24 protein-coding genes and 1 pseudogene are annotated in these 25,103 nt (G+C 40.0%); 20 read left to right on the top strand and 5 right to left on the bottom strand.

Features of this window, described 5'->3' with window-relative positions; all coding sequences use genetic code 11:
• Positions 1–219 precede the first annotated feature (219 nt).
• The 13 genes and pseudogenes from MHB71_RS17435 to MHB71_RS17375 all read left to right on the top strand — a co-directional run bounded on the left by MHB71_RS17435 (position 220) and on the right by MHB71_RS17375 (position 11,610).
• Positions 220–549 (top strand): hypothetical protein, encoded by a 330-nt coding sequence (locus tag MHB71_RS17435; RefSeq protein ID WP_340027095.1) that lies wholly within the window; start codon positions 220–222, stop codon positions 547–549.
• A gap of 314 nt (positions 550–863) precedes the next feature.
• Positions 864–1,373, top strand: a complete 510-nt coding sequence (locus MHB71_RS17430) for a DUF4279 domain-containing protein (RefSeq protein ID WP_340027094.1) — start codon at positions 864–866, stop codon at positions 1,371–1,373.
• Between the two features lie 171 nt (positions 1,374–1,544).
• Positions 1,545–1,775 carry a hypothetical protein gene (locus MHB71_RS17425; protein ID WP_036610572.1) on the top strand — a complete coding sequence of 77 codons (231 nt, stop codon included), beginning with the start codon at positions 1,545–1,547 and terminating at the stop codon, positions 1,773–1,775.
• Positions 1,776–1,856: 81 nt separating this feature from the next.
• The gene (locus MHB71_RS17420; protein WP_340027093.1) at positions 1,857–2,069 is read left to right on the top strand and encodes a hypothetical protein; all 213 of its coding nucleotides are present in this window, start codon (positions 1,857–1,859) and stop codon (positions 2,067–2,069) included.
• 6 nt (positions 2,070–2,075) lie between these two features.
• Entirely contained in the window at positions 2,076–2,492 is a 417-nt protein-coding gene (locus MHB71_RS17415; protein ID WP_340027092.1) for a hypothetical protein, read from the top strand.
• 104 nt (positions 2,493–2,596) lie between these two features.
• Positions 2,597–2,971: a hypothetical protein gene (locus tag MHB71_RS17410; RefSeq protein WP_340027091.1), complete on the top strand. Its 375-nt coding sequence runs from the start codon at positions 2,597–2,599 to the stop codon at positions 2,969–2,971.
• 111 nt (positions 2,972–3,082) lie between these two features.
• A complete protein-coding gene (locus MHB71_RS17405) occupies positions 3,083–4,888 on the top strand; it encodes a serine hydrolase domain-containing protein (RefSeq protein WP_340027090.1) in 1,806 nt (601 codons plus the stop codon).
• Positions 4,889–5,565: 677 nt separating this feature from the next.
• Positions 5,566–5,724 (top strand): annotated as a pseudogene (locus MHB71_RS17400) (tyrosine-type recombinase/integrase); the annotation flags it as partial.
• Between the two features lie 177 nt (positions 5,725–5,901).
• Entirely contained in the window at positions 5,902–6,903 is a 1,002-nt protein-coding gene (locus MHB71_RS17395) for a hypothetical protein (protein WP_340027089.1), read from the top strand.
• Between the two features lie 165 nt (positions 6,904–7,068).
• A complete protein-coding gene (locus MHB71_RS17390; protein ID WP_340027088.1) occupies positions 7,069–7,572 on the top strand; it encodes a hypothetical protein in 504 nt (167 codons plus the stop codon).
• 221 nt (positions 7,573–7,793) lie between these two features.
• Complete coding sequence (locus tag MHB71_RS17385) at positions 7,794–8,132, top strand: hypothetical protein (protein WP_340027087.1); 339 nt, start codon at positions 7,794–7,796, stop codon at positions 8,130–8,132.
• Positions 8,133–8,847: 715 nt separating this feature from the next.
• Positions 8,848–9,801, top strand: a complete 954-nt coding sequence (locus tag MHB71_RS17380; RefSeq protein WP_340027086.1) for a hypothetical protein — start codon at positions 8,848–8,850, stop codon at positions 9,799–9,801.
• Positions 9,802–10,305: 504 nt separating this feature from the next.
• The gene (locus MHB71_RS17375; protein WP_340027085.1) at positions 10,306–11,610 is read left to right on the top strand and encodes a hypothetical protein; all 1,305 of its coding nucleotides are present in this window, start codon (positions 10,306–10,308) and stop codon (positions 11,608–11,610) included.
• Between the two features lie 481 nt (positions 11,611–12,091).
• Here the strand turns inward: MHB71_RS17375 and MHB71_RS17370 are convergent, their stop codons facing one another.
• Both MHB71_RS17370 and MHB71_RS17365 read right to left on the bottom strand, forming a co-directional pair.
• On the bottom strand, positions 12,092–12,337 hold the full coding sequence (locus MHB71_RS17370) for a helix-turn-helix transcriptional regulator (RefSeq protein ID WP_340027084.1): 246 nt from the start codon (positions 12,335–12,337) through the stop codon (positions 12,092–12,094).
• A gap of 625 nt (positions 12,338–12,962) precedes the next feature.
• Positions 12,963–13,214: a helix-turn-helix transcriptional regulator gene (locus MHB71_RS17365; protein WP_249911404.1), complete on the bottom strand. Its 252-nt coding sequence runs from the start codon at positions 13,212–13,214 to the stop codon at positions 12,963–12,965.
• 164 nt (positions 13,215–13,378) lie between these two features.
• Between MHB71_RS17365 and MHB71_RS17360 the strand changes: the two genes are divergently transcribed.
• Positions 13,379–13,564 carry an aspartyl-phosphate phosphatase Spo0E family protein gene (locus MHB71_RS17360; protein WP_289391630.1) on the top strand — a complete coding sequence of 62 codons (186 nt, stop codon included), beginning with the start codon at positions 13,379–13,381 and terminating at the stop codon, positions 13,562–13,564.
• A 36-nt stretch (positions 13,565–13,600) separates the two neighbouring features.
• Positions 13,601–13,927, top strand: coding sequence for a hypothetical protein (locus MHB71_RS17355; RefSeq protein ID WP_340027083.1), 327 nt, complete (start codon positions 13,601–13,603; stop codon positions 13,925–13,927).
• 105 nt (positions 13,928–14,032) lie between these two features.
• On the opposite strand, the gene MHB71_RS17350 is transcribed toward MHB71_RS17355, so the two are convergent.
• The 3 genes from MHB71_RS17350 to MHB71_RS17340 all read right to left on the bottom strand — a co-directional run bounded on the left by MHB71_RS17350 (position 14,033) and on the right by MHB71_RS17340 (position 19,696).
• Positions 14,033–15,712, bottom strand: a complete 1,680-nt coding sequence (locus MHB71_RS17350; protein ID WP_340027082.1) for an ABC transporter substrate-binding protein — start codon at positions 15,710–15,712, stop codon at positions 14,033–14,035.
• A 134-nt stretch (positions 15,713–15,846) separates the two neighbouring features.
• On the bottom strand, positions 15,847–17,457 hold the full coding sequence (locus MHB71_RS17345; protein WP_340027081.1) for a response regulator: 1,611 nt from the start codon (positions 17,455–17,457) through the stop codon (positions 15,847–15,849).
• A gap of 427 nt (positions 17,458–17,884) precedes the next feature.
• Positions 17,885–19,696 (bottom strand): histidine kinase, encoded by a 1,812-nt coding sequence (locus MHB71_RS17340; RefSeq protein WP_340027080.1) that lies wholly within the window; start codon positions 19,694–19,696, stop codon positions 17,885–17,887.
• Positions 19,697–19,970: 274 nt separating this feature from the next.
• Here MHB71_RS17340 and MHB71_RS17335 point away from each other — a divergent pair, with 274 nt between their 5' ends.
• The 5 genes from MHB71_RS17335 to MHB71_RS17315 all read left to right on the top strand — a co-directional run bounded on the left by MHB71_RS17335 (position 19,971) and on the right by MHB71_RS17315 (position 24,815).
• The gene (locus tag MHB71_RS17335; protein WP_175623691.1) at positions 19,971–20,828 is read left to right on the top strand and encodes an ABC transporter permease subunit; all 858 of its coding nucleotides are present in this window, start codon (positions 19,971–19,973) and stop codon (positions 20,826–20,828) included.
• A gap of 16 nt (positions 20,829–20,844) precedes the next feature.
• Positions 20,845–21,717 (top strand): carbohydrate ABC transporter permease, encoded by an 873-nt coding sequence (locus tag MHB71_RS17330; protein ID WP_017689839.1) that lies wholly within the window; start codon positions 20,845–20,847, stop codon positions 21,715–21,717.
• 194 nt (positions 21,718–21,911) lie between these two features.
• Positions 21,912–22,568, top strand: a complete 657-nt coding sequence (locus tag MHB71_RS17325) for a hypothetical protein (protein WP_340027079.1) — start codon at positions 21,912–21,914, stop codon at positions 22,566–22,568.
• Between the two features lie 42 nt (positions 22,569–22,610).
• Positions 22,611–23,078 carry a GNAT family protein gene (locus tag MHB71_RS17320; protein ID WP_340027078.1) on the top strand — a complete coding sequence of 156 codons (468 nt, stop codon included), beginning with the start codon at positions 22,611–22,613 and terminating at the stop codon, positions 23,076–23,078.
• Between the two features lie 120 nt (positions 23,079–23,198).
• A complete protein-coding gene (locus MHB71_RS17315; protein ID WP_340030185.1) occupies positions 23,199–24,815 on the top strand; it encodes an FGGY-family carbohydrate kinase in 1,617 nt (538 codons plus the stop codon).
• Positions 24,816–25,103: the final 288 nt, after the last annotated feature.

Here is a 25,103-nt window from a genome sequence, read left to right as displayed (position 1 = left end):
CAGGATGGCATAGGTGTCTGGATGTGTTGGTGCAGATTATGAATGGTAAGCTCATTCAGTGGCATGACAACTCAACTGAGCTGCGTAAATCTATAGTGAAGCATTTAAGTTTGAGGATCTAAACAAATAAAATGATCTAAAGAGGATTAAAAGAAAAAAATGATAAACTCTATTAGCATTGATGAACGGAATGGGAACACATTTAATGAAGAGATAGTTATGAACCCTACATGGGCAGACAGTTTACGTTTTTTGAAAAAACTCGATGGAGATAAATTTACATTAGTTTTTTTTGAGGTATCTGACACAGGTTCAGCATTAGTTGGAGGCGGACCGGAATATTTTGTAATGTCTATTACAATTGATGAACATATATTTACGCTCATGAACGATAAGCAGGGAAATAGTGTAATTTCTCTAGTTATTGGTGGTCAGTTAGGAAATTATTGCGATAACATTTGTATAGAATTAATACCCATGCTTGAAGTGCTAAAGTATTTTTATGAAACTGGTAAACTACACGACTCACATCAATGGATGAAAGAATAATTACTGGTCAGTTAGGGTTCTCGGGCTCGTGAACACCAAAGGTTATGTGCAATTGTATTAAAATATCCTAACACCGGGTTAGGCAGGATTATAAGCTTGCCCATGACCTTTATGATGAATGGTGTGATTATTCTGATCTTATCTAGTTTAGTTTATTATTTGCTTAGATACACCAGATTTAGAGTTGTTGGGCGAGTTATTCTAGGATTAACGATATGTTTAACTCTTATCGTAACAGTATGGTTGTATCCGTAGGATTCATCCAAACATATTTCAAAAACTATAGTAGAAGATATCAAGAGTTTATGGAGTAAGTGAGGAATTCGCTTGGTATATATTTTCTGATTAATTATTATTTCCAAAAAATCCATACATCAATTCTTAAAGAGGTGAAACTCCTGAAAGACAAAACCAAAGTGATGGCCTATTTTTGTTTGTTTGGGGATGAATTCGATCCGAATCATGTAACTTCAATACTTAGAATCGAACCTACCAATACGGCTTACAAAGGCGACATAATTAACAAAAAGCATCGAATAAAAGAAACATCATGGACATTAGGTACGGATTATGAAGAATCATTAGATGTAAATCACCAATTAATAAAAGTAGTCGATATGTTAAGAAACAAAGTAAAAGAGATCAACTCGATTCGAATTGAACATCAATTAAAAACAAAATTTTTCATTGTAATAAGAATAGAAGAGGGGAAAACGCCTGCTCTTTATTTCGATTCTGATTTTATTGAATTTGTTAATATGATTCATGCTGAAATTGATGTTGATTTGTATGCAAATCCATATAATGATGAAAAATTGGAATAAGAAAATAAAGTTTGTAAGACACGCTTTGAAGGAATGGACATCAGATAACATTATGTAGGAATAAACGAACCTTAAGGCTCATCAATATCGGATAACAAAGTGTTTATGATGTGGGACAAGTATCCTTTTTGTTGAAAATAGTGGTGTTTTTCTTAAAGGAGGATTTAAATAATGAGAAAACGACATTCTATTGAAAAAGCGGAGTGGTCAGAAACAAGAGAGACCCATTATCACAAAGACTGCAAGGATATTGTATTTTCATTTGGCGATAGACTCATTGAAGTGGATGGCACGGTTTATTTGAAACGAAAAGAAGTCGAGATTAAGGTAATAAAACCTCTTAAACGAAAAACATTCTGGTATGAAACTTGGCTAAAGATCAAAGAAATCTACAGTACATAGTCTAATGAAATTCAACATGATCGCTTAAGAGCCAGTGAAGGTTGATTAATCATTTGGTGAGTAATACCTGGAGGTAATTGAATGACGATAATTTGTCTCGAAGGTGCCAGTTCCGTAGGTAAAAGTACCACTTGTCAGCAGTTCGCTACACAATATGATGCATTTATTGTCCCAGAAACAGGGTTCCTTTTTGAAGCTCCTCAACTTGAAGGTAAGGAACTTATGATGTGGTTGCTGGAGAGACAAATCGATAGATGGCATATAGCATATGAGAAGAATCAACAACATGAGTAAGTGAATTTGGATGGCGATGTATTTAAGATTTGGTACAGCTGGATATATGGTTATGAGCACCTATCTTTAGATGAAACAGCGAACTTTTTTAGAGAGAAGTTATTGAAGAATGAAATATCATTACCGGATGCTTATGTACTATTCTGGGCTGAAGAAGATGAGCTGCGCAAGCGAAAGGAGATGGATCAGACAAGATCCAGAAGAAATTTTGATAAACATCTGCGCATGATTGAACCTCAAATGAGATACTTCCATTATCTTAATGAACTGGTACCAGGATATGTGGGGATTCATAAAGCAGAGACTGTAGCAGATAATATACATCATATCGTAAAGCATAGCGAGACATTACCGGACATAAAAAAACGAGAGAGCGAGATCTTTGATAAAGTAATTGATTTCTATAAAAGTAATACTCCTTAATCTTAGTGTGATTCTAATAACAGATCCCAAAGCTGCTCTAGCTGTGTCTTGGATAACTGACCAAATACTGCGAACCAAGGAAAAAGGAATATGTGAGGTGAGTTATGGGCGTAAGAAAAAAATATAAACGTAAAATCGTTCGCTCCAATCGATTATTTTATTGGTATGTTGAACCGGATATTGACGATGAAGGGATAATCAAATTACATATTGTTTCTGAGGATAAGAGGTTAATCGTCACTTATGAAGTGGGACAACACAGTATTAAGAACAAGATCCCATTTATAGTCATCATCGGAGAAGAATTCGAAGGCTGGACAACAGAATATATAGGATACAGAAGAGTATTAACACCGCAATGGAGCGATGAGATCATCACGCCAAAATGGATAGGTGAAATCATTGACTGGTGCCTCTTGAAAGATAAAGAAATAAACATCATTAATTGGAAAGGTGAACTTCTCCGACCTCTCTCTTGAATGGAGTGTAATTGCATTTGAAAATAATTTAGAGTCATGTGGACTCTTTTGAAAACGCATACGTGAAAACAAGAGATGTAATTAACATTTAATATAAAAGGAGAGAAGCAAATGCAGATGAATCGTGGATATCACACGGTAAAGAAAGTAATCGCTTGTATTCTGTCATTCATATTTATCATTATGGCAATAGCATTACCTGCCCACGCTGATGAGAAACAGGTTGAGACTACACCTTCCAGGATTCCTTTATCCAATTTAGAGGAAACAATTGATGCTTATGTTGCCTCGTATGAGAAGTATACCGCTGCCGTTGTGGTTGTGGCTATCAAAGACGGTGAAACCATTGTGAATAAGGCATATGGTTACGCAGATATTGAGAATCAGCGAAAGGCGGATACCTCTACTGTGTTTGAATGGGCTTCGATCTCTAAACTGTTGGTCTATACGAGTGTGATGCAGCTTGTCGAACAAGGAAAGCTTGATTTGGAGACGGATATCCAGGAATATCTGCCAGAGGGATTTTTCAAAAATCTGAAATATGATGATCCAATTACCCTAATGAACCTGATGCATCACAATGCGGGTTGGGAAGATCAAACAGCGGCCGAGGTGTTTTATTACTCCGAGGATGAAACGTTAGAATTAGGAGAAACGTTGCGTAAAAATGAGCCGAAACAGATATATAAACCGAATAGCATAGTGGGTTACTCGAACTACGGTGTTGGTCTTGCCGGTTACATCGTGGAAGAGATAAGTGGCCAACCTTTTTATGAGTATGTCAATCAACATATTTTTGAACCTCTTCATATGAACGACACTACGATTCATCCAACGGGGCAAGATCGTCCAGACGTAGTACAACGAAGGGATGAGATTGAAGGGTATACCAAAGATTTGAAACTGATCCCTGAGAACAGAGTATACGTTACGTTTTATCCCACAGGAGCAGCCATAGGGACAGCAGAAGATTTAGGGAAATTCCTTGCTGCGTTGATGCCTGTGGATGATAGCAATGTATTATTTAAGAAAAGGGATACGTTAAACGAAATGTTATCAACAAGTCTCTATTATGACGGGACCTCTACTCCGCGATTTGCGCATGGGTTCGTTGAGATGGAATACTGGGTGCCTACACTGATGCATGAGGGGAATCTGAAAGGGTTTTCCAGCAAACTTGTCTTTGATCCCAAATCTAAATTTGGGATGGTAGTTATGACAAATCAGTCTTTTGAAGAGATTTATTATTATGGGCTTACTAAAGAGATTTTCGGTGATAACGTCAATTCTAATAGAGTTACTTCTGAGGGGGGAGGATATTTTCAATCCGCACGACGGGCGGCCTCTAGATTTACTAATTTATTTACAGCCCTTGATATAAGGAAATTCACAAAAGCTGATCTAGCAAAGTCTTATAATGTTGTCGAGCATAATGGTATTGTTGAGAAAATTTCAGTCACTCCTTACATGGATTACTTGCCTGTATCGAATGTAAAGGTAAACTTGATTAAGATATCTCTTATTCCAGTTGCGATAGCCATCGTTTTCAGTTTAATTGCTTTGATCGGCTATCTAATCCGGATGCTTCTTAACAAGCTATATAAACGAGGAAATCCTAATACCAATTTTAATAAATATCATCTTGCAATTAACTTTGCAGGTGTGGCACTCCTTCTTAATCTTTTCATCATACAGACGAAGATTAGTTTTCCAAATTATCCTGGTTATTCTTCGTTACGGATCAATTTAATGTTTAATCTACTTTATGTGGTTCTAGCAGTGGTGTATCTTGGCTTGCTTATGTACAAACTGCGGAAGAGAAGTTATAGCAAAAAGCAAAAGGTTATGTACATCATGTCTGGCATCTCGGCTTTCATATTGGCTGCTTTTATTGTGGGGTGGAATTTGTATGTTTAGAAGATTAAACGCTGAATATAGATATTGAAAGCATTGCAATGGCTCGCGGATGACTTCTGGGACTGCTGCCTTTGTGTTAGTATGTCTTTTGGCAACGTGTGCCTCGGCATATTGAAGGGGGATCAAGATCATCCTATTTTTTGTCTCTTAAAATAAATATTTTAATGGAACTGTAAATGAGCACTAGAATATTCAATAATAATAGACCTATATATCCATTCGTTAACTTTGTTCGTTCAATCCACTTGTTCACTAACTCTCCAGAGAGAGCTTGTTTTCCTAAATATTTATCTATATCATTCGGATGGATTTCATCCATATATATAAGTGGAAACTCCATGCTGTTGGAAGAAGCGGCTAGCGGAGGATAGAACTCTACCCATTTCTGATCTGCCCATCGATCATACTTATAATGAAAGTCTGCGCTGGATTCAAGATTGTCCCACCTGAGAAAACCCAATATGATTAGAATACAAAGTGTGATGACGCTAATTATTAACTTCTTGTTATTCAAATAAACACCATCCTTATGTGTGTACTACTAACAATATCACTGTGTGAAAACAACTCATCATTCGTTAATTCTAACAGCATTTTCCGTTTATCTGTAAGTAGATTGTTTCAATGAAATGCTAATAAGGTAACCAACCCTAAGCATAAGGCCATATATTTTCTGACCTATTTTTCCGGGCCATGCCCTGAGCCACTCTTTCCCCACTCATTTACTGGAAAATGAGACAGAGCTACGATACATTCAGGAGCTACTCGGTCATATGAGTACACAAACAATTCAGCGTATTCAAAGCCCACTGGATCGTGTGGACATGGGAGATTGAGTAGCCCAATATATCTCCCTTTTTCACCAAATTTTTCTTCGCAAATATCACCGCATAGGTTATCATATACGTATTCAGATATCTGGCAGGATGTGAGGTATTTACGAAGTACACAGATTAGATGTTATATGAAATTCTCAAAGTAATGGAAATATAAAAATATTAGGAGTGAAAAAGTTGAAGCCAAGATACGAAGAGGCAACATTATTATCAGAAGAAATACTGAAGAATTTTGAATTAACTGAAATCCCTACACAGAATATTGTTCTAAAATGTTTAAGATTGGCTCGTTTGATAAACGACTTTGATTCCGTAGAATGGCTTAAAAATGAAGCTAACGGATATGAGACAAGTGAGCAAGGGTTCCTTACAGCTACTGCTTGGAAAGCTGCTGCAAAATCAGGTAGAAGATACTTCATTGACGATCCTAATAGCAAAAAAGATAAAAAAGAAAAGGTTGAAAGGGCATTTACTGATACTATTGCTGTGATGGAAGCAAATGTAAACGCAGCTAAAGCTAGAATGGAGGTTGCATACGATCGAAATGTATCTCTTTCAAGTCATTCTACTTTTGCTCCATCTATTCCTCCAACTAATGCTTCTGAAAGAAACTCCATATTCAAAATTATTCAAGACAATACAGGAAAGATCGAAAAAGTTAAGTCACGTTTATATCAATACGTATTTGATGTGAATTACGAATTGAAGTTTGCAGATATTACGGAAGATATATTTACTCGAAAGCGTAATACTGTCGATAGTAAGTTAAAAGATATTTGTCCTGAAGCGATTCAAAAATTCATTTCAGTTTATGAAAATTTGAAATCAGATAACGATGAAGATTGGGCAAATGCTGTTCATACATGTAGAAGAATTATTAAAGAAGTTGCAGATTCACTTTACTCTCCTTCAGAAAATTTAATCGAATTACCAGGGGGTAAGAAGTTGAAAATTGGTGAGGATCAATATATCAACAGGTTGATCCAGTATATCGAAAGTAAATCAACTAGCGATAAATTTGCTTCAATCGTTGGCTCTCATTTGAAATTTATTGGTGAAAGATTGGACGGTGTCCATGAAGCTGCTAATAAAGGGACTCATGCGGAAGTAACTCTTGAAGAAGCAGAAAGATATATTATATATACTTACTTAGTCTTAGGTGATATTTTGTCACTTTGAAATTAGAACAAATTAAAAACAATGAGAACATCATATAACAAGATATTCACGCTGCGGGCATACGCCCTTGATCCGGCATTTGCCGGATACCCGACACGTCGGGTCGTGAATACAGGAACGTTAGACGAAAGAACGAGGCAATTTACTAAAGAAAGGAAATGAAAAATGTCATCCAGCTCGTACTTAAAAGTATTGGGATTCTCTTTTATCGTAATAGCATTACTTAGTATTAAGAAGACTATAATACTAAATGACTATTTTTTGTTGAGTTTTTCAGTTTCAGCATGGTGTTTTGCTTTTGCGGACTTTCTCAGATTTAAACCATTTATAGGTGATAGAGAAAATGAAACTAGATTTATAAAGCTAGTAAATAATGTACTAATATACGTGCAAAGTCAAATTGGTAAGCTAAATTACATATTAGATGTATTAGCAATATTGAGTCTAATTGTATTGCCTCATACACTTTCAAAGATGTACCCAGATTTAGAACTTGTAAACTCTTTTATGGTTCTGATGAGTATGGCTTTAATTTTACTTATGATAGGATTTAGAGATAAAAAGAAAGAAATGATTCAAAGCTATAATTTGCGAAAAAAAATGATCGAATATGAGCTCGAAATATCTGAATTAAAGAAGCAAATCGAAATGTTTAATGAAAAGGTTTGAATGTGTAGCTCTGTTCCTTCGTCTAACATCATATCTACGCTTTGGAGCCTGAGGTCTCCTCGGTCCGCCTAAAAAAGATAGCAGAGAAGTGGAATAAGACGGACACATCCGCCTCTGGCAGGGCTTAGTCGGGGGGACGTTGTGGATACTGGAAAGTTATTAGAATTAGTAAAACATTAGATTTGATCTAATTAGATAGAAAGGAGAAGTGATGAATAACGATGATATTTTTATCATCAGTTAAAAGGACCTTTAAAGCGAATAAACTCGCAAAACGGATGAGTCAACCTGTACGATCCTTTGCCGATTTGAAGAATGATTCCTCTGACAAAGCAAGAGAAGAATTATTTGATTTAATTTTGCATGAATACGATGATTCAAAGCCTATTGTAGAAGAATACGCTATTGATAGCGATGTGTTGGATAAGTTATATACAAAGCTAATATTAGCAGGTGCTGGGCAGTGGGTTCGGGGACAATTTGTAGCTGTTTCTGCATTAATCTTCCCTGATACATTAGAATATTGTGTCACTATGAACAACGAAGAGAACGTAGAGTGAAGTTTCATATAGATTGATTATATTTTAACCGTAAAGAAGAGTGATATAGATCTAAGATAATGGATTTAAGAATTCAGTATAAACAGACTTCTTCACCTTCTGATGATGCAGATATAATGTACAAATTAAATAAATGGGTGACAGTACTGAGACATGAAGAGCGATCTTCTCATTTAACTATGGATATCCTAATATTCTCCGACAATCTATGCTCATATCCTGCATGACTCAAATGGAATTAGCTCTTAGGTCTTTATATACCGATCTGGAGACTGGAGTTTATAAAATTTATCTATCAGTAAAAGAGACACTGGGTCTGGAATTACGAAGCGATTTACAGCGATAGGTAGGGATACACCACTTGCAAAAATTAACTCCAGATCATAGCGTTTTGATGGCTAATTTAGGGTTGGATATCAGGATTCGTAACGTCATAGTGCATAATGCCCGAATTTCTTCAATTGAAGATCAGAAGTATAGAAGTCTTCTTAAACAACTTAGCGAACATTCACTTGTAAAAAGACGAGCTGTATCAATTCAGGATGACCTGATCATTCTTTCACCGTTAATTCTTAGAGAAGGTTATTCAAGACTGCGCACAGATTATGCGAATCTTCGGAAAAGTTCTCGAGGAAAATGGAGTACTTAAAGAATTCACGTTAGAGTCTTGTTTTGAAGAACGATTTTGAATATACGACATAAAGGAGAGACTCAAATGACTCAAAACCAAGCTACAAACACTGCTCTAATAACTTTGTTGAAAGGTGATAAGACTAAATTTAACGCAATGCCTTTAGAAGATACCTTAAGATGGCTGGCAGAGTACGGAGAGTTTTTAGCAGAGAACGTTGAATTTTTGAAGGATTTTGAGTCTTCTGAACACTTAGAAAAAATGAATGAACTATTATCTCCTGAAACCATTACTCGTTATAAGGGAGTTTCTCTTACTCTAGAGTACCCGTACAAGAATTTCAAGGAAATGAGTAAGAGATTGGATGCTGGCACTTTGGAAAAAGTAGAACAGGGATTACTCATTCAAAGCTGGTCATCTTTAGGTTCGTTCCTAGAAAGTACTCTTCAAATGTTTCTATCATTCTATTATCGCTTCTATATACAAAGCACTTGGAACACTTGGAACGCAGCTGCTATAGTGCAACTTCAAAAAATAATGAATCAAGACTTGAAGCAATCATTAGACTTGATTATTAGTCAAACTGCTAGTCAAGGTGGTACGGGTGTTACTGGGGATATTCGACGAAGCTTTTTAAAAAGAGTAAAGGAAATCCTTAAGGATAAAGAGGCTCTTTCTCCAGTAGAAGAAATGACACTTACTCCTCTCATCGATTTCTATTTTTATGAGAGAATTTTTGCAGAACGAGAATATACGTTTGCAGATCTACGAAAATTAGCTAGATACCGAAATGCCATCCATGCCTTTAAAAAGAGAGAGAGTGGCTCGTGGGCAGAATTGAATGAACATGCTAAAAATCTAATTCTCTTGATAAGAGATATTATAACTCGTTTACCTGCTATTTGGGATATCCCGGATACTCCTATACCACAATGGTATTATGATAAAGAAACGATGTTGACAATGAAAGAACATGAGTGGTTTAGATTCCAAATGAAATTGCATTTTGACGCAGATCAGTTTAATGAAGGCCAATAAGAGTGACGCATAATATCGCTAAGTTGTGGCTAGGAAGGTTAGACAAAATTTAATCTTATTTTTTTAATTTGTACATAGATCGAGATATTGTTTGTCCCATGTGCAGATAGGACTTAAAAAGTGTTAAATTTAACTCCACTTCTACTCATAAATATCAGAAAGTGAGTAATAGGATATTCAAGCAGCTGTTCATACACCTTTTGTAGCTTCATGAACAGAATTTGAATTACCTTTTGTGTTAATGACTACTATAAAGAAGTTCTGATTATAATATCTGTAGCAAGATCGGCTTTTACTAAAGGTTTAGCTATATGTTTGAGCATAGTAGAAAAGTCTTCTAAAAGTTTTCCGGAGCTCCATCTTCCAGATAAACAACTTAGAGTTGGTCCATTCCAATGAAATGATAGTCATAGTGATAGTATGAAGTTAAAGCGATTTAAGATAATTCGTAATTAATGGATTCAAGAATAAGCAGACCATCATTAGAACTGGAGGAGTATTTAAATGAAGAAATGTGCATATTGTGGAGAAGAACGAAAAATGACAAGAGAACATGTAATACCAGATGGGTTTATTCGTTCGATGAATTTAGACAGACAAATTATTTGGTTAAACAAGGCACCTACAAGGGTTATAGAAGCTGAGATTATAATTAAGGATGTATGCGACACTTGTAATAATGGAAAATTGTCACAATTAGATAATTATGCTCTTAGTTTAATTAAAAACAGTAACTCTAAAATCGAAAAACACACTCCAAAAATTTCTTTCAAATACGATTATGGCAAACTGACAAGATGGTTAATGAAAATTTGTTACAATTCTGCTAGAACAAATAATGCAATCTCTGATATTGAAATTTATAAAAATAGTGTTGATTATATCCTAGGTAAAGAGCAGGCACATAACAAATTAAAGTTTTATATGGGTTTTTTGGATTTAACTATGCCTAATGTTAAAGACCATGAGTGGTATCATCTACAAAGTAAAGGTGAATATGAGATTGATGGTTTTAGAATTTGTTTGTTTAGGTTGAAGGACGAATTTATGCATAATTGTGCTGCAAGAGCAATCATAATTAATTCGTTTGCTTTTTTAATTTTGGCATACACTGAGAAGACTACAAATGTAGAGATTCAGAATATAGAAGATAATTTAACTGATGCATATCCACAGTTTGAATCAATGAATCCAGGTAGAAAGTTATACTTGAAAAAAGATAAGAATTTTTGGTGGCATAGTTTAGTTACTTCCGCCAGCCTTCATGATAAATTTTTAGAGAGAAGAAACCCATCAGTTAAATCATTTTCGGAGGAGTATCAGCTTTATATTGTAACTATTTCAAGAGAAGAGATAGTATCTATGGATTTCTCTCAAATTGATAGTTTGAAATATATGGTTACTGAAACAAGAGATAGTGTGATGAATTATTATCAGAAAGTTGAGATTCTCGTAGATGGCTATGATGAAGAACAAAGAGAACTGTTTCAGAACGAAGAAATTCAAAAATATGTGAGACTATTTATAAAAAGAGTTCCGGAAATAATATGGTTCTTGAATTTAGAAAATCCCATGGGGTGTTTTTCATTGTTATTGTCCTCTTTCATAAATAATAATAAAGTTCATGATAAAAACGATAATTCAACCTTAATTAAAGTCAATCACGATAAGCTAGTAGAATTTACAGAAATATGTCTTAGCGGCATTAATAAAATTATCAACGATAATGTTATAGATAACAAATACAATTCAATAATTAGCTCCAAGTTTTTCACAGCGTTACAGAAACAAATAGGAATTGGTCAATAATATGTTCTAAAACTACTGTTGATGCTAAGAATTAATGATGAGAATAAAGAAATTAATCTGCGAGCAGGTACCTTACAGGATAGGGGAGGAGTGGTTAACTTTATTTATTGTTGTTTTGGAAAATACTAAATAATTATGAAACTTATAGATGATTTATATAAATTCAAAAATCAAAAGATTGGTAGAAATGAGCCGTGCTTATATGGAAAAAATGCTACTATTAGAGACAGTATGATATGAAAGCTAAAAGCTCCAATTGACATAATATCGAGAGCGAATTACTGAATAAAAAATTTAAAATTAAACATCCCACTCAAAATAAGTGTGCTTATTATAGTTATAGTGTCTGCCTACTAGGCAGACTTTTTCTATTATAAATAGATGCTGGAAGGTTTATAATCTAAGTGATATTAGTTTTGCATATGATGCGTTACATTTGTTTAGAAGAATTAAAAATATATGGGTTAAATTGTAAGAATGCTTACTCTTCACTAAGTAAATAACCCACTGAAACCTCTAAAGCTTTCGCAATTATCACCACTTCATAATCTTGAACGAGACGATATTGCCCCTCTAAACGCGAAAGACTGGTCTGACTGATATCCAAACCCAATGTTTGCAATCTGGCTAGGAATTCTCGTTGTTTGGTTCCTTTACTTTTACGAATAGTTACGACTCGGGAGCCGATTATGTTTTTATCGCCAGGCGGTTCTTGCCTATGTTTCATTATTTTATGTCCCCCCTCATTTCAACCAAATTGTATGAGAAATAAGGTTTTTTTAATGCATATATCGAATTAAAATGAAATAAACCGATAATCACATTAAAAATGGCTGCTTACTTCTAGCGTTAACAAGACATGACGCAGTTTAGACCCATCGGAGGGAGGAATGGTGAGCCGGTTGTTTTACTTGTTTAAGGAGGAAAGGCGTAAGCTGAACCAGTCGATTCCGTTGCCCGATAATTCTGAGGTTCAGAACAGAACCGAAAGTTGGATGAGCTGCTTGCCCAATATGGCCACATGAAGGCGAAGCGTAATCTTGTTTTCGATGAATACGGTACATTAAGGTAAAGCAGGGAAGGCGAAGCAATGGAATTCCTGACGTGGTTGCAACAAACGATTCTAGGGAGAACTTGATGAATTGTCTGCACGGATCGAATATGATCGAATTGAGTCAGTTGTGTGAGTAGGTAGATGAAGCGCTCGAAGCGTTATTTGCAGGCGAGAATTTGGGGCAGCGCCTGAATATGCCGAATGAGGAAAATCGTTATATTGTAAGCAACAGAATGAGTGGTATGCCGTCAAATATGTTGTCGTATACGAGACGGTAGCGTTACTACACTACCCCGCTTCATTTAGTTTCTTCCCCAAGCAAATACCCCACAGAAACCTCCAAAGCTTTCGCAATCATGACTACTTCATAATCTTGAACAAGACGATATTGCCCCTCCAGACGTGAGAGACTGGTCTGACTTATATCCAAACCCAGTGTTTGCAATCTGGCGAGGAATTCCCGTTGTTTGATTCCTTTACTTTTACGAATAGCTACGACTCGGGAGCCGATGATGTTTTTGTCGCCAGGTGGTTCTTGTCTATGCTTCATTATGTACACCCCTCATTTCAACCAAATTGTATGAGAAATAATGATTGTTTTAATGCGGAAATCGAATTAAAATGAAATAAACCGATAATCGCATTAAAAATGGCTGCTCACGTCTAGTTTTAACAAGACCTGGCGCAGCTTAGACCCATCAGAGAGGTGGATGTATGAGCCGGTTGCTTGACTTATTGGAAAAGGAACGGCGCAAGCTTAATCAGCTTGGTGAGGCATCCTTGAAGCAAGCGATTCCGTTGTGGGACAATCTCGAGGTTCAGGAACAGAGCCGAAGGGTAGATGAACTGGTGGCACGAGTGAGTGAAATGAAGGCGAGACATAACCGAGTTGTACGATGATGAGTGAGGTACATAATGCGCAAGGGAGGATGAGCAATGAATTTTCCACCGTGGTTGGAACAAGCGATTCAGGTAAGGCTGGATGAGGTGTCTGCCCGAATCGAGCATGACCCTGTATTGAGCCGTGTACGTGAAGAAAAGGACGAAGCGTTCAAGGGATTGTTTGCTGGCAAGGATATCGAGCAAACACCTGAATATACTGAGTGGGAGAGCCGATACATTGTCAGTAAAGGAATAGAGAATGAGCGGTTGTATATGCAAGGGCTGAGGGATGGGATTCAGCTCACAGTATCCTTACTGGGCCAGTCGATGCTGGAGGAGAGCAATACAAAGGCTCATCAACCCTCTAACGCGAACCCATAAGACAGGGGAAGCGACCTTAATCTCTATCTAAATAAAAACAGCCGAAGCGTATAACTTACCGCTTCGGCTGTTTTTTTAATTCTCTACTTTTCCAAAATCAAAATCTTACTTCGCACTTACCGATTTAAACCAATCATTCACTTCTTGCGTGATCTGATCTCCGCCATTGGATTTCCAATTCGCAACGAATTGGTCAAAGGCATCAATTGGCAAATTGCCGTAGATGATTTTGTTGAAGGTTTCCATCTCGGACTGGCGGAGCAGGTTCCATTTGGATACCATGGTTGGTGTGGCTGCGCCAGTAAAATAGTTTTGTTTACGGACGTCGATCTGGGACATCACGACTTTACCAGCATACCAGTTTTCTGGTTTACGGAATTCGGCCATTTGTTTCTCGTAAGGTGTTTCAGGCTTCTCGCCGTTGGCCAGCTTCACGAGTGTTTTCATGTACAGATCCGGGATACGTGCTGGGCCGGTCAGGAAAGGGAATTCGTTGGAGAAGTCTTTAATCTTCTCTTTGTCACTGGTCGGTTGTCCGTCAATGATATCCCAGTCGTAACCTTTGGCGAAGCCGTATTCATACTCACTGCCCGCTTTCGGGTTCGCAAGGTTATCTAACAGGTAGTTGTAATACAGGAAGATGGCTTCTGGATGCTTCGCATCCTTGTTGATCATGATACTTGCGTTGACACCAGAGTTCTGCCACTTCGTACCGATCTTGCCGTCTGGGCCAGCTGGAACAGGGTAAGCTTTATACTTTGAGCCAGGTACGTTCTTCAGCAGGTCCGGTGCAGGCCAGTCTGGTACCCAGTTTGCGCCTGGCAGAATGCCCGCTTTGCCCGCTGTCCAGCTTTCAGCGGATTTGCCTTCGTCCCACAGAGCGGAGTCAGCGTGGATATAACCTTTATCCATCCATTCAGCCAGCTTGGCAAGGGCTTGTTTGGCACCCGGGTTAACGGAGCCGTACTCGAGGTTGCCGTTTGCGTCTTTGTTCCATTGCTCCTCGATTGTGCCGTATGCACCGAACAACCAGTCGAGCTGACCCATCCAGGTGTTGGTGTTATTTTTCAGCGAGATCGCCAGCGGGAATACTTTGTCTGGAGACAGACCGTCCGGGTTCTCGTTCTTGAATTTGTCCATGATGTTCTCAAGGTCTGCGATAGTTTTCGGAGCTTCCAGGTTCAGCTTCTCCATCCAGTCCTCGCGGAGCCAGAGCAGTGTATCATCGTTATCGGTGTACTCCATGATCGGCATGTTGTATTTCTTGCCGTCCTTCGTGAACGGATACCACAGTTCAGGATGTGCTGCTGCGTGATCTTTCAGGGTCTGACTCGCGTACTTGTCAAACAACTCATCGATGGCGATGAATTGACCGGAGTCGATTAGCTGATTGGTCAGTACCGCATTGGTGGGTACGGTGACGAAATCAGGGAGCTTCTCGCCAGAAGCGATAGCCAGTTGAAGCTTTTGTCTGTATTGGTCGTCATTGGCTGGGTACCAGGTATCTTTATGCTTCATACCCAGCGTTTCGAGCATCCAGCGATCGTGCACGTTATTTTCTTTGGTATCTCCTTGCACGTATTTCTTCGGCATCAATACCGAACTGAACTCGATGGGTGGATCGTATTTTCCTTTAGCAAAAGCAGCTTCTGCTTCAGCTGAGCCGACAGTTCCCGGCGTATTATTACCATTGTCACTGGCTGTCTCGCCACTGCCGCACGCAGTGATCGTGATGAGCGCGATAACCATGAGCAGTGACCACCATGTTTTTTTGAATTTGATCATTGTTCAATCCCCCTACGGTGTATGATCTTTACAGTGTAACTGTACCAATTTGTGCGGGAGTGCATCTATATGAGTTTGTTAGTTTCGATAGGACTCTATTAGTGAATGTTCAAAAAGATCGGTTTTCAGTTATGTTATTTGTGCTGGTCTCGGTATTCCTGCGGCGTAACGCCAAACTGGCGTTTGAACACTTTGATAAAATAAGCTGGGTCCATATAACCAATCTCCATGCTGATTTCGTACACTTTTTTGGTGGTCGTGACCAGCTTGTGGCAGGCCCGATCCATACGCAGGCGCGAGATATAATCACTGATGCCTTCGCCGGTTTCTATCTTATAGATCTTGGACAAATGGGTCGGGTGCAGGTTGACATGGTCAGCCAGTACACGTAAAGACACATCCAGATGCAGGTTCTTATCTGTAAAATCCTGAATCTTCTTCACATACTCGGAACGAATGTCCTTGATCTCGTTGGACGTGCCTTCCTTGAGTTTGCCAAGCACACTGAGTGACCATTTCCGCAGTTTGCTGATGGTAGCGAAAACTTCCCCACTTTGCAAATCCTCGACATCATTTCCCATTAAAGTGGTCAGGGTCAGCTTGTTCCGGTGAGCAATGTTGGTGAACGATGCTGTAATGAGAAAACCAGCCTCCATGCAGTGCTCCCATGATTCTGACCATTTCGCATCCAGCTCGGCGCAGACTGCGAGGATTTTCTCTTCGGCGGCATCCCACTGTCCGCTCTCTAGCAAACTAATAAAGGTGGGCGGGGTGTACAGCACGTCCAAGGGACCTTGTGCCGCAGGTGTCTCTACATCGCTGACACGCATGACAAATTCGCGTTCGTCTCCGACGATCTGCCGGAAATAAGCGGAAGCCTGACGGAAACGATCGTAAAGCTGATCCGGAAAGGTGAACCACTCGGTGATAACGATGGAGAGGGAGCCTTTCAGAAATTGTTTTACTTTGGATTGAAGCTGAATGGAGAGCTTCTCCAGAATGGTTTCTTTCCCAATATCGCCTTTCCGATCTTTAAACTGAAGCAAAAACACTAGATATCCGTGCTCCTCCTTGACGCCCCACACTTCCATAAACTCACCCATAATCTCTTCCGCCATATTGATGATCGCATATTCGATCAGGGTCTGATCATTGCTGTCATAGTGTCCGAATTCTTCTTCCAGCCTTACGAGCATTAATGCGGCATCCCCGGTATGAAAGGGCAGAGCGTAATTGGCTAGCTTCCGATCCCATTCCGCAGCGGCAATTCGTTGTCCCTGTAACGCCCCAAGAAGCAGTCGTCCCTGCAAATGGGGGAGATTCTCTCGCAACGTAAACTGGGTTCGTGTCAGTGAACTGACAATTTCCCATTCGTTGTTCAATTGATCGATGGCTTTCTGGACAGCGCCCATTAATTCATCGTCAGTCGGGGGCTTGAGCAGATAGTCTACGGCCTCAAACTGAATGGCTTTTTTGGCGTAATCAAATTCGGAATAACCGGATAACAGGATACATTTTATTTTTTTGTCCCGGATGCGGATGCGTTCAATTAGTTCAATACCTGTCATTTCGGGCATCTGGATGTCCGAGATCACGATATCGATGGGGTGAGTGTCAATCATTTGTAGTGCTTCGTGGGCCGAGTATGCTTTATGCACATGTTCGATCCCCAGTGTGTGCCAGGGCTTGGTCATGGACAGGTTATCGACCCAGTGTGCTTCATCGTCTACGATCATCATTTGCATGGTGTATTGTCTCCCTTGGTGGTTGGTATATAAGGCCAATAATCAAAATCAAAGGATACGTGAAGTGAACAAAATCGCTACGGATTTGAAGGGTTCTTTCGATCGCTGTTCAAGCCCCATTTTCTGAATTAGATGATTATAAGGTTAAAATGGTGCTTGAAAGGCGAACACTTCGTTTCTACAGAATCCCTTCAATCCTTCGCTTTGGTTCACGTAAAGTATAACCCTTTATTTTAAAACAAGCCCTATATAAAGGTTGAATTTGTAATAAAAGCGAAGCGTATGCTCCGATGAGGCATTCTTTCCAGAATGGTTTTCATGAGAACACTTCCGAACACTTCGTTTCTTCAGGTTTTTTCTGTCCTCTGCGTTATCGTGTACATGATCTTGTTCAAAATTAAATCGTCAATTTATTGTTTGTATCGTATCAATTCGTATCGGTATTATCTTTATCGGAATCGGCGTCCTCTTTTGGTATCTCCCAGATGATTTCGGTTCGGAATCCGCCAAGTGGGGATGGGCCGAATAGGAGGTATGAGTGACTGCCGAACAGGTGCGTGATTCGTTGGTGCGTATTCCAAAGGCCGCAGCCCATTTCTTCTTGTAAAGGTTCCTGCATTTTCAAGTTCAGTGCTTCGTACTGTTCCGGGCTTAAGCCAGGACCATCGTCGTCGATGTATATTCTGCCAAAACCGTTCAAGCGCTCCCCGGTAATTCGGATTTCCCCGGATGAATAGGACTTCGCCACGCCGTGTATCACGGAATTCTCGACCATCGGTTGAAGCATTAATCGTGGCACCGACTGGGCAAGCATATCCTCAGGAATATCGATGTGATATTCAATTCGCCCATTGCGCAGCTTCTGAATGTCGAGATAGTTGATCAGCAGCTTGATCTCTTCTTGTAGCGATGACGTCTCCCGTTCCATACGGGTGGTATAGCGATAATACGCACTTAGGTTATGCGCCATGGACACCACGGCTTGTTCGTCTTTCATCTGGGCCATGTTGATGATATAACCTAGACAATTATATAGGAAATGCGGATTGATCTGCGCTTGTAATTGCTTCAGCGTAGCTTCCCGGGCTCTAATTTTCTCATGGAAAACATTCTCGATCAGATCCTGAATCTGATGGGACATATCGTTGAATCGGCGGAATAGGAATGAGAACTCGTTCTGGTTTTTGCTATACAGTCGGACGGAATAATCCCCTTGCTCTACACGGCGTAAGCCTTTGATCAGCTTTTTGATCGGATATTGCACATTTCGGTACAGCAGGATTGAAGCAGAGATGCCCACCACCAGCAGCAAAATCATACAGGTGTAGAACAGATTCTGACTCAGCGAGATGGGTTTCAAAATCTGATACAGTGGAATCACATCAACCAGATGCCAATCCAGATAAGTGGACTTCACGGAACTAACCAGATAGTTCTTACCGTTCAGCTCTACGACATCCTGTGTAGTATCTTCCGGAGAATGCGTGTCCAGATACTGAATGAGTTCTGCGGATAATTGCTTGTCCGCGCTGCGATTGAGAATGGGGGAATTTCCTTTGTGATACAAGAAAGGATCGCCTTGTCCGCCCGCTTTATAAGTATCCAGCATATTTTGAATGTTCTCGTAGCTGAAGCTGGCTTCAATCACCAGATTACTACCCGTGAGCATCCCCGGCTGTGCCAAGGAATCGGTATAGAACCAATAGAAGGAGTTCAGTTCGTCCTGTGATGCGGAACCCTGATCCCCATAGGTCCATCGTCCACTCATATTTTTTTTCAAATACTCTTCATCATATCCTGTCGTTTGGTTGTAGTTGGCGATGACATCCTTATTCTGCTGTGAATGCACCGCATATCGGGTGGGCCATATATCCGTAACGCCGGTTTGCAGCGTCATCTTCTCTTGTATCACATAACGGGTCTGCATCCGGTCATATCGATCATCCCACATGTTAAGGCCGTTGAATGCTCTGACATTGGGGTCTCGGGAGAGAATCAGGCTGAAATCCATCATCTGATTGATACGGGAGTCGATCTGACTGGACAGAAACGTGAGCTGTTTTGTGTTGGAGATCTGCAGTTCTTTGCTGACGACATCATAGGTGACGTTATTCGAGTAGGTGTACATGATTAGAATGGGGATGAACAAGACCACAATTAACAAGTTTATTTTGGCAAAAAGACTGAATGGGGATCTGGTTTTACCTTGAAAAGGCATTAAGCGCTTCCATATATACATGAAAAGTCTCCTTCTAATTCGTGTGTAAACTACCTCTTCTGATGATACCCTAACAAAACACTATCAAGCCTAACAATGTTATATAGCAGACCTCAGAATGGCTTGATACTATTTATATCAGAGAACCCGATCACACACAAAAACTTTTTTTGGGAACAGGAGAAGCGCTATGGAGGCTAAATTGGAGGGTAAGCGGATCCCGCAGGCAAACGTTGGGAACAAGCTGGATAAAAAGAGAAAAAAACGCTACAAACAGCCATGGATTCTGCACTTTATGGTGTTGCCGGCGGCCATTATGGTCTTTATATTTTCATACATTCCGATGTCCGGGATTTTGATGGCATTTCAGGATTATAAACCTGCACTGGGATTCTTTAATTCCGAATGGGTAGGACTAAAGCACTTCAGGTACATGTGGGAAAATGATTATTTCCTGCAAATTACGTGGAACACGTTATTTTTTGCCTGTACGAAGATCGTCATGAATCTGATAATTCCGTTTATCTTTGCCTTATTGCTCAATGAGGTACGGAAGATGGCGCTGAAAAGAACGATTCAAACGCTCGTGTATCTTCCACACTTTCTGTCTTGGGTTACGTTATCAGGCATTCTGATCGACATTCTGGCCCAGACGGGTATTGTCAATCAGTTCCTGGTTTCCGTATTCGGCATCAAACCGATCTTCTTCCTGGGGGATGGCAGCTGGTTCCGATTCACAATTATTGCGAGTGATGTCTGGAAAGAGTTTGGATTCAACACAATCATCTTCCTTGCGGCACTGTCTGGCATTAACCCTGCACTTTATGAAGCAGCTGAAGTAGATGGGGCAGGACGCTGGAAGCAAACGATGTATATTACCATCCCGGCACTGATTCCCATTGGGATCGTAATCGCAACCTTGGCACTGGGTAATGTGCTTAACGCCAACTTTGACCAGATCTTTAACTTATATAGTCCGTTGATTTATCAACAAGGAGATATTATCGATACGTTTGTGTATAGAGAAGGTCTGCTTAGTGGGCAGTTCAGTTTCGCTACCGCTGTGAATCTGTTCAAATCGGTCATCAGCCTGATCCTGATTGTGATCTCGTACCGACTGGCTTACCGATTCGCCGGATATCGAATTTTCTAGAAAGGATGACAAACGAATGTACCATAAAACGATGCCTTACCGCATATTCAGCATATTCAACAATGTGTTATTGACCATCCTTTCACTGCTCTGCTTGCTGCCTTTGTATCACTTGCTCATGGTATCACTTAGCGCATCTGCACCTGCAAATGCTGGTCTCGTCACGTTCTGGCCAATTGGATTTACACTGGAGGCGTATGCCAAGACATTTGCCAATACCAACTTCCTCTCCTCCTTATGGGTATCTGTGGAGCGGACGGTACTTGGTACTGGACTTGCGTTAATCGTTAATACGATTGCAGCCTATGCGCTTTCCAAAGAGACGCGGGTGTTCCGCGCACGTAACATCTATCTGTGGTATTTTGTCATCACGATGCTGTTCAGCGGTGGCCTCATTCCAGGGTACATCCTGATTCTAAAGCTGGGACTGATGAACACATTGCTGGCCTTGATCCTGCCAGGATTGGTTGCGGTGTTTAACATTATCTTGCTGCTGAATTTCTTCCGTACCGTTCCGAAGGATCTGGAAGAAGCGGCATTTATCGATGGCGCAGGGCACTTTAAGACGTTTATCAAAATCTATCTGCCTGTCTCCGTACCTGTTATTGCAACGGTTTCGCTCTTCATGATGGTTGGGCATTGGAACGCATACTTTGACGGGATTATCTACATCCGTGATGCGGAAAAACTGCCACTCGCGACATTCATGCAGACGATCATCGTGCAGGCCGATATGTCGAAGCTTGATCCAGAAGCGGTGAAGAACCTGTCCCAACGGACCATTCGGGCTTCGCAGATCTTTATCAGCGCACTGCCGATCCTGCTTGTGTATCCGTTCCTGCAACGGTATTTTGTTACTGGGATCGTGGTTGGTGCTGTTAAGGAGTAGTTGAATGTAGGGGTTAGAATAGTGTTGTGAAAAGGAGTCATTGAACTGGGGAAGGCCAGGGAGGTGGCTTCTTTTTTGTGTATGGATAAAGAAGGTTGCATATATGTAGTGTATTACCTTTATTTGAATAAAATGGTACGATGATAGCTGATTGAAAGTTATCTTTATTATTCATATCAGAGGGTGTGTACGAAGTGAAAAAAATGATAATTGTTACTCTTGCTTTGTCGTTAGTAAGTGCTTCTCTTGCTTTTGCAGCGACAGGCGCATCACAGAAGATAAGTATAGTTCTGAATGGAAAAGAACTAAAGACCAGAGCAGGGACAGAAGTCAAAATAATTGATAATCATGTTTATATCCCGGCCAGTGTTCTTCGTGATGCAAGATTTGCGGTAGAGTATAAGAACTCCAAGCTTAATCTAGTGAATAGCTATTCTCATTACACTAAAAATTTAATAGAGATGCATCTTTCCAATCATGAATTTACAAGCAAATTTAACAAGATCGAGCAAGAAGTGGTTGATGTTCTTAGTAAAGTAATATTAGAAGAGCAAGTTGACATCTCCAGATTACAACAGTTAATAAAGGAAGCCGAATCTAAGGGCTGGATCCGTCCAGAGGTGTTTACTCCAGTACAAGACTATAATTCCTTTGATTTTTCTGATGCGGGTTATAGTGTGGAATCATATAAAAAAGCGAGTACTGAGTTAATAGCCTATGTTAATACCGGGGACAAGGAAAGATTAAAGTCTTTCCACGAAGAGAGAAAAAAGGCGCTTGAGTATTACGATTCTTACACATATATGTATGATCGTATTTTTAAATTGAGCTATATTAGTGCAACAAAATAGGAAGAAAATAGTAATGATGATAAGTGCGGGAGGGAATTCAAAATGGAATTTAGAAGAATAACTTGGGATAATTTTATCGAATGTATTGAACTTAAAGTCACTCCAGACCAACAAAGGTTCATATCCTCGAACCAACATGCACTTGCTGAAGCGTATGTTGCCTCAGATGAGGGGCAGATTATTATTACTTTTGCAGTCTATAAGGAAGACAATATGGTAGGTTTTATTTCGATGTACTATGATGACGGAGATGGGAATTTTGATTATAGCAGTTATGGTATCTTCAAGATGATGATTGACCAGCGAGACCAAGGTAAGGGATATGGTAAAGAAATGGTAGTAAAAGCAATCGAGTATGCGAGAACTTTTCCACGTGGAAAAGCCAAAGTTGTAGAACTCACCTACAAACCTGAAAATGTAGTTGCGAAGAAGATCTATGACTCTCTTGGCTTTATTCAAACTGGTGAAATATTGGCATGTGGTGAAGTACAGGCGGTATTAACTTTGTAATTGTCCGTTGCAGTTCCAATCCTGCTCTTTCTTCATGAAATTTACACCTTGATTTGGGCTATTTAGATCATCTATTCCCGAATCAGGTGAATTCCAAATTCAGAGAGGATGAATACGATGATGGATCAAAACTTGATACAAGCAATAGTCAGGGGAGAAACTTCGCTAGGCATTGAATTTGGATCCACACGAATCAAAGCTGTACTCATGGATCACCATTTTAATACCATCTGTTCCAGCTGTTATGAGTGGGGAAATCAATTGATTGGCGGTTACTGGACTTACCATATGGATGAAATGATTCATGGGTTGCAACAAACCTATCATCAATTAAAGCAAGAGATTGAAAAAAATTATGGTGTAACGATACAAAAAATTGGCTCAATCGGATGTTCTGCTATGATGCAGGGTTATATTGCACTTGATCAAATTGGGGAGTTATTGGTTCCGTTTCGTACATGGCGTAATGCCACAACGGGGAAGGCTGCATCAGAGCTAACCGAGAAATTCCAGTTTAAAATTCCAGAGCGCTGGAGCATCGCACATTTGTATCAAGCGATTTTGAACGGAGAAGAGCATGTTACGAACATCAATTATATTACGACACTATCAGGTTACATACATCGGCTGTTAACTGGCAGTAAAGCTATTGGTATAGGGGATGCCTCAGGCATGTTCCCAATTGATGAATCCACACTGGAATACCATGAAGATATGTTGAAGAAGTTTGACGATATAATTGCCGACAAAGGCTACACGTGGAATCTTAAAGATATTTTACCTAAAGTGTACACTGCAGGTGAACATGCCGGATATCTTAGTGAAGCTGGTGCCCGACTGTTAGATCCATCAGGTAACTTGGAATCCAATATTCCACTTTGCCCTCCGGAAGGCGATGCTGGAACAGGCATGGTCGCTACGAATAGTGTCCAAAAACGTACGGGTAACATTTCCGTAGGTACATCGATTTTTGCCATGATTGTATTAGATAAAAACCTATCTAGGGTATACCCTGAGATTGACATCGTGACTACACCTGATGGCAATCCTGTGGCTATGGTTCTTGCGAATAACTGCTCCAGTGATATTAATGCCTGGGTCGACTTGTTCCGTGAGTTTTATGAGGCGATGGGACAGAAGTCCGATATGAACCAGTTATTCAGTGTGTTGTTCAATGAAGCACTGAAAGCTGACGCTGATGGCGGTGGCTTACTGAGCTATGGCTACTATTCAGGCGAGAACATTACAGGAATTGCAAAAGGTCGTCCGTTGTTCGTACGTTCTCCAGAGAGCCGCTTCAACCTGGCAAACTTTATGAGAGTCCATCTGTTTGCTGCGTTTGCTGCACTAAGGCTCGGGCTGGATATTCTCACACAGAAGGAGCACGTAACGATTGAGCACATTTGGGCGCATGGCGGATTGTTCAAAACCCCACGAGTCGCTCAAAAAATGTGCGCATCCGCACTGAATATTCCCGTGTCGGTCATGTCTACCGCTGGTGAAGGCGGCGCATGGGGAATGGCTATTTTGGCTTCCTACATGGTTAATAAGCAGCAGCACGAGGGTTTGGCGGAGTACCTTACTACCAAGGTGTTTATTGATGCAGAAGGACAAGAGGTTTCTCCAAATAGCGCGGATGTGAATGGATTTGCCTTGTTCATGGAGCGTTACACGGAAGGACTGGCCATTGAGCAGTCAGCAGTAGATCATTTCGTGGAAAATGCGAAGAAAGCCTGAGAATCATATTTCTTGAACAGAGGAAATTGGAACGAAGCCCGTTGCCTACACTATGCTGCCCTGCTATAATTTCGATATATCTATCGTATTGGGGGTTATGACGTGGCAATATGGATGATGCCGGATTGCTCGTTCGCTAGAAAGCCTTACGCAAAGCCTGAATAGGGGCGGACTTTGTGTAGGGCGCGACAAAAATGAGATTGTTGCCCTGAAATTAATATCAACATAATGTTACATCCCGCAGGCTTTGCACCTTATTTGTTCTTCCAATAAAAATAAGGGGCTGAA

The organism is Paenibacillus sp. FSL H7-0940 (assembly GCF_037979415.1).
GTDB lineage: Bacteria > Bacillota > Bacilli > Paenibacillales > Paenibacillaceae > Paenibacillus > Paenibacillus amylolyticus.
The sequence above is the reverse complement of the archived record's forward strand: the minus strand, read 5'-3'. Positions and strand labels throughout refer to the sequence as shown.

Excerpts from the sequence above, each read along its gene's own strand:
- MHB71_RS17330 (WP_017689839.1), top strand. The coding sequence starts at position 20,845 with ATGTACCATAAAACGATGCCTTACCGCATATTCAGCATATTCAACAAT.
- MHB71_RS17370 (WP_340027084.1), bottom strand. The coding sequence starts at position 12,337 with ATGAAACATAGGCAAGAACCGCCTGGCGATAAAAACATAATCGGCTCC.
- MHB71_RS17420 (WP_340027093.1), top strand. The coding sequence starts at position 1,857 with ATGACGATAATTTGTCTCGAAGGTGCCAGTTCCGTAGGTAAAAGTACC.
- MHB71_RS17315 (WP_340030185.1), top strand. The coding sequence starts at position 23,199 with ATGGATCAAAACTTGATACAAGCAATAGTCAGGGGAGAAACTTCGCTA.
- MHB71_RS17405 (WP_340027090.1), top strand. The coding sequence starts at position 3,083 with ATGCAGATGAATCGTGGATATCACACGGTAAAGAAAGTAATCGCTTGT.
- MHB71_RS17320 (WP_340027078.1), top strand. The coding sequence starts at position 22,611 with ATGGAATTTAGAAGAATAACTTGGGATAATTTTATCGAATGTATTGAA.
- MHB71_RS17335 (WP_175623691.1), top strand. The coding sequence starts at position 19,971 with ATGGTGTTGCCGGCGGCCATTATGGTCTTTATATTTTCATACATTCCG.
- MHB71_RS17385 (WP_340027087.1), top strand. The coding sequence starts at position 7,794 with ATGATATTTTTATCATCAGTTAAAAGGACCTTTAAAGCGAATAAACTC.
- MHB71_RS17350 (WP_340027082.1), bottom strand. The coding sequence starts at position 15,712 with ATGATCAAATTCAAAAAAACATGGTGGTCACTGCTCATGGTTATCGCG.
- MHB71_RS17410 (WP_340027091.1), top strand. The coding sequence starts at position 2,597 with ATGGGCGTAAGAAAAAAATATAAACGTAAAATCGTTCGCTCCAATCGA.
- MHB71_RS17375 (WP_340027085.1), top strand. The coding sequence starts at position 10,306 with ATGAAGAAATGTGCATATTGTGGAGAAGAACGAAAAATGACAAGAGAA.
- MHB71_RS17340 (WP_340027080.1), bottom strand. The coding sequence starts at position 19,696 with ATGTATATATGGAAGCGCTTAATGCCTTTTCAAGGTAAAACCAGATCC.
- MHB71_RS17390 (WP_340027088.1), top strand. The coding sequence starts at position 7,069 with ATGTCATCCAGCTCGTACTTAAAAGTATTGGGATTCTCTTTTATCGTA.
- MHB71_RS17365 (WP_249911404.1), bottom strand. The coding sequence starts at position 13,214 with ATGAAGCATAGACAAGAACCACCTGGCGACAAAAACATCATCGGCTCC.
- MHB71_RS17380 (WP_340027086.1), top strand. The coding sequence starts at position 8,848 with ATGACTCAAAACCAAGCTACAAACACTGCTCTAATAACTTTGTTGAAA.
- MHB71_RS17360 (WP_289391630.1), top strand. The coding sequence starts at position 13,379 with ATGAGCCGGTTGCTTGACTTATTGGAAAAGGAACGGCGCAAGCTTAAT.
- MHB71_RS17435 (WP_340027095.1), top strand. The coding sequence starts at position 220 with ATGAACCCTACATGGGCAGACAGTTTACGTTTTTTGAAAAAACTCGAT.
- MHB71_RS17345 (WP_340027081.1), bottom strand. The coding sequence starts at position 17,457 with ATGCAAATGATGATCGTAGACGATGAAGCACACTGGGTCGATAACCTG.
- MHB71_RS17355 (WP_340027083.1), top strand. The coding sequence starts at position 13,601 with ATGAATTTTCCACCGTGGTTGGAACAAGCGATTCAGGTAAGGCTGGAT.
- MHB71_RS17425 (WP_036610572.1), top strand. The coding sequence starts at position 1,545 with ATGAGAAAACGACATTCTATTGAAAAAGCGGAGTGGTCAGAAACAAGA.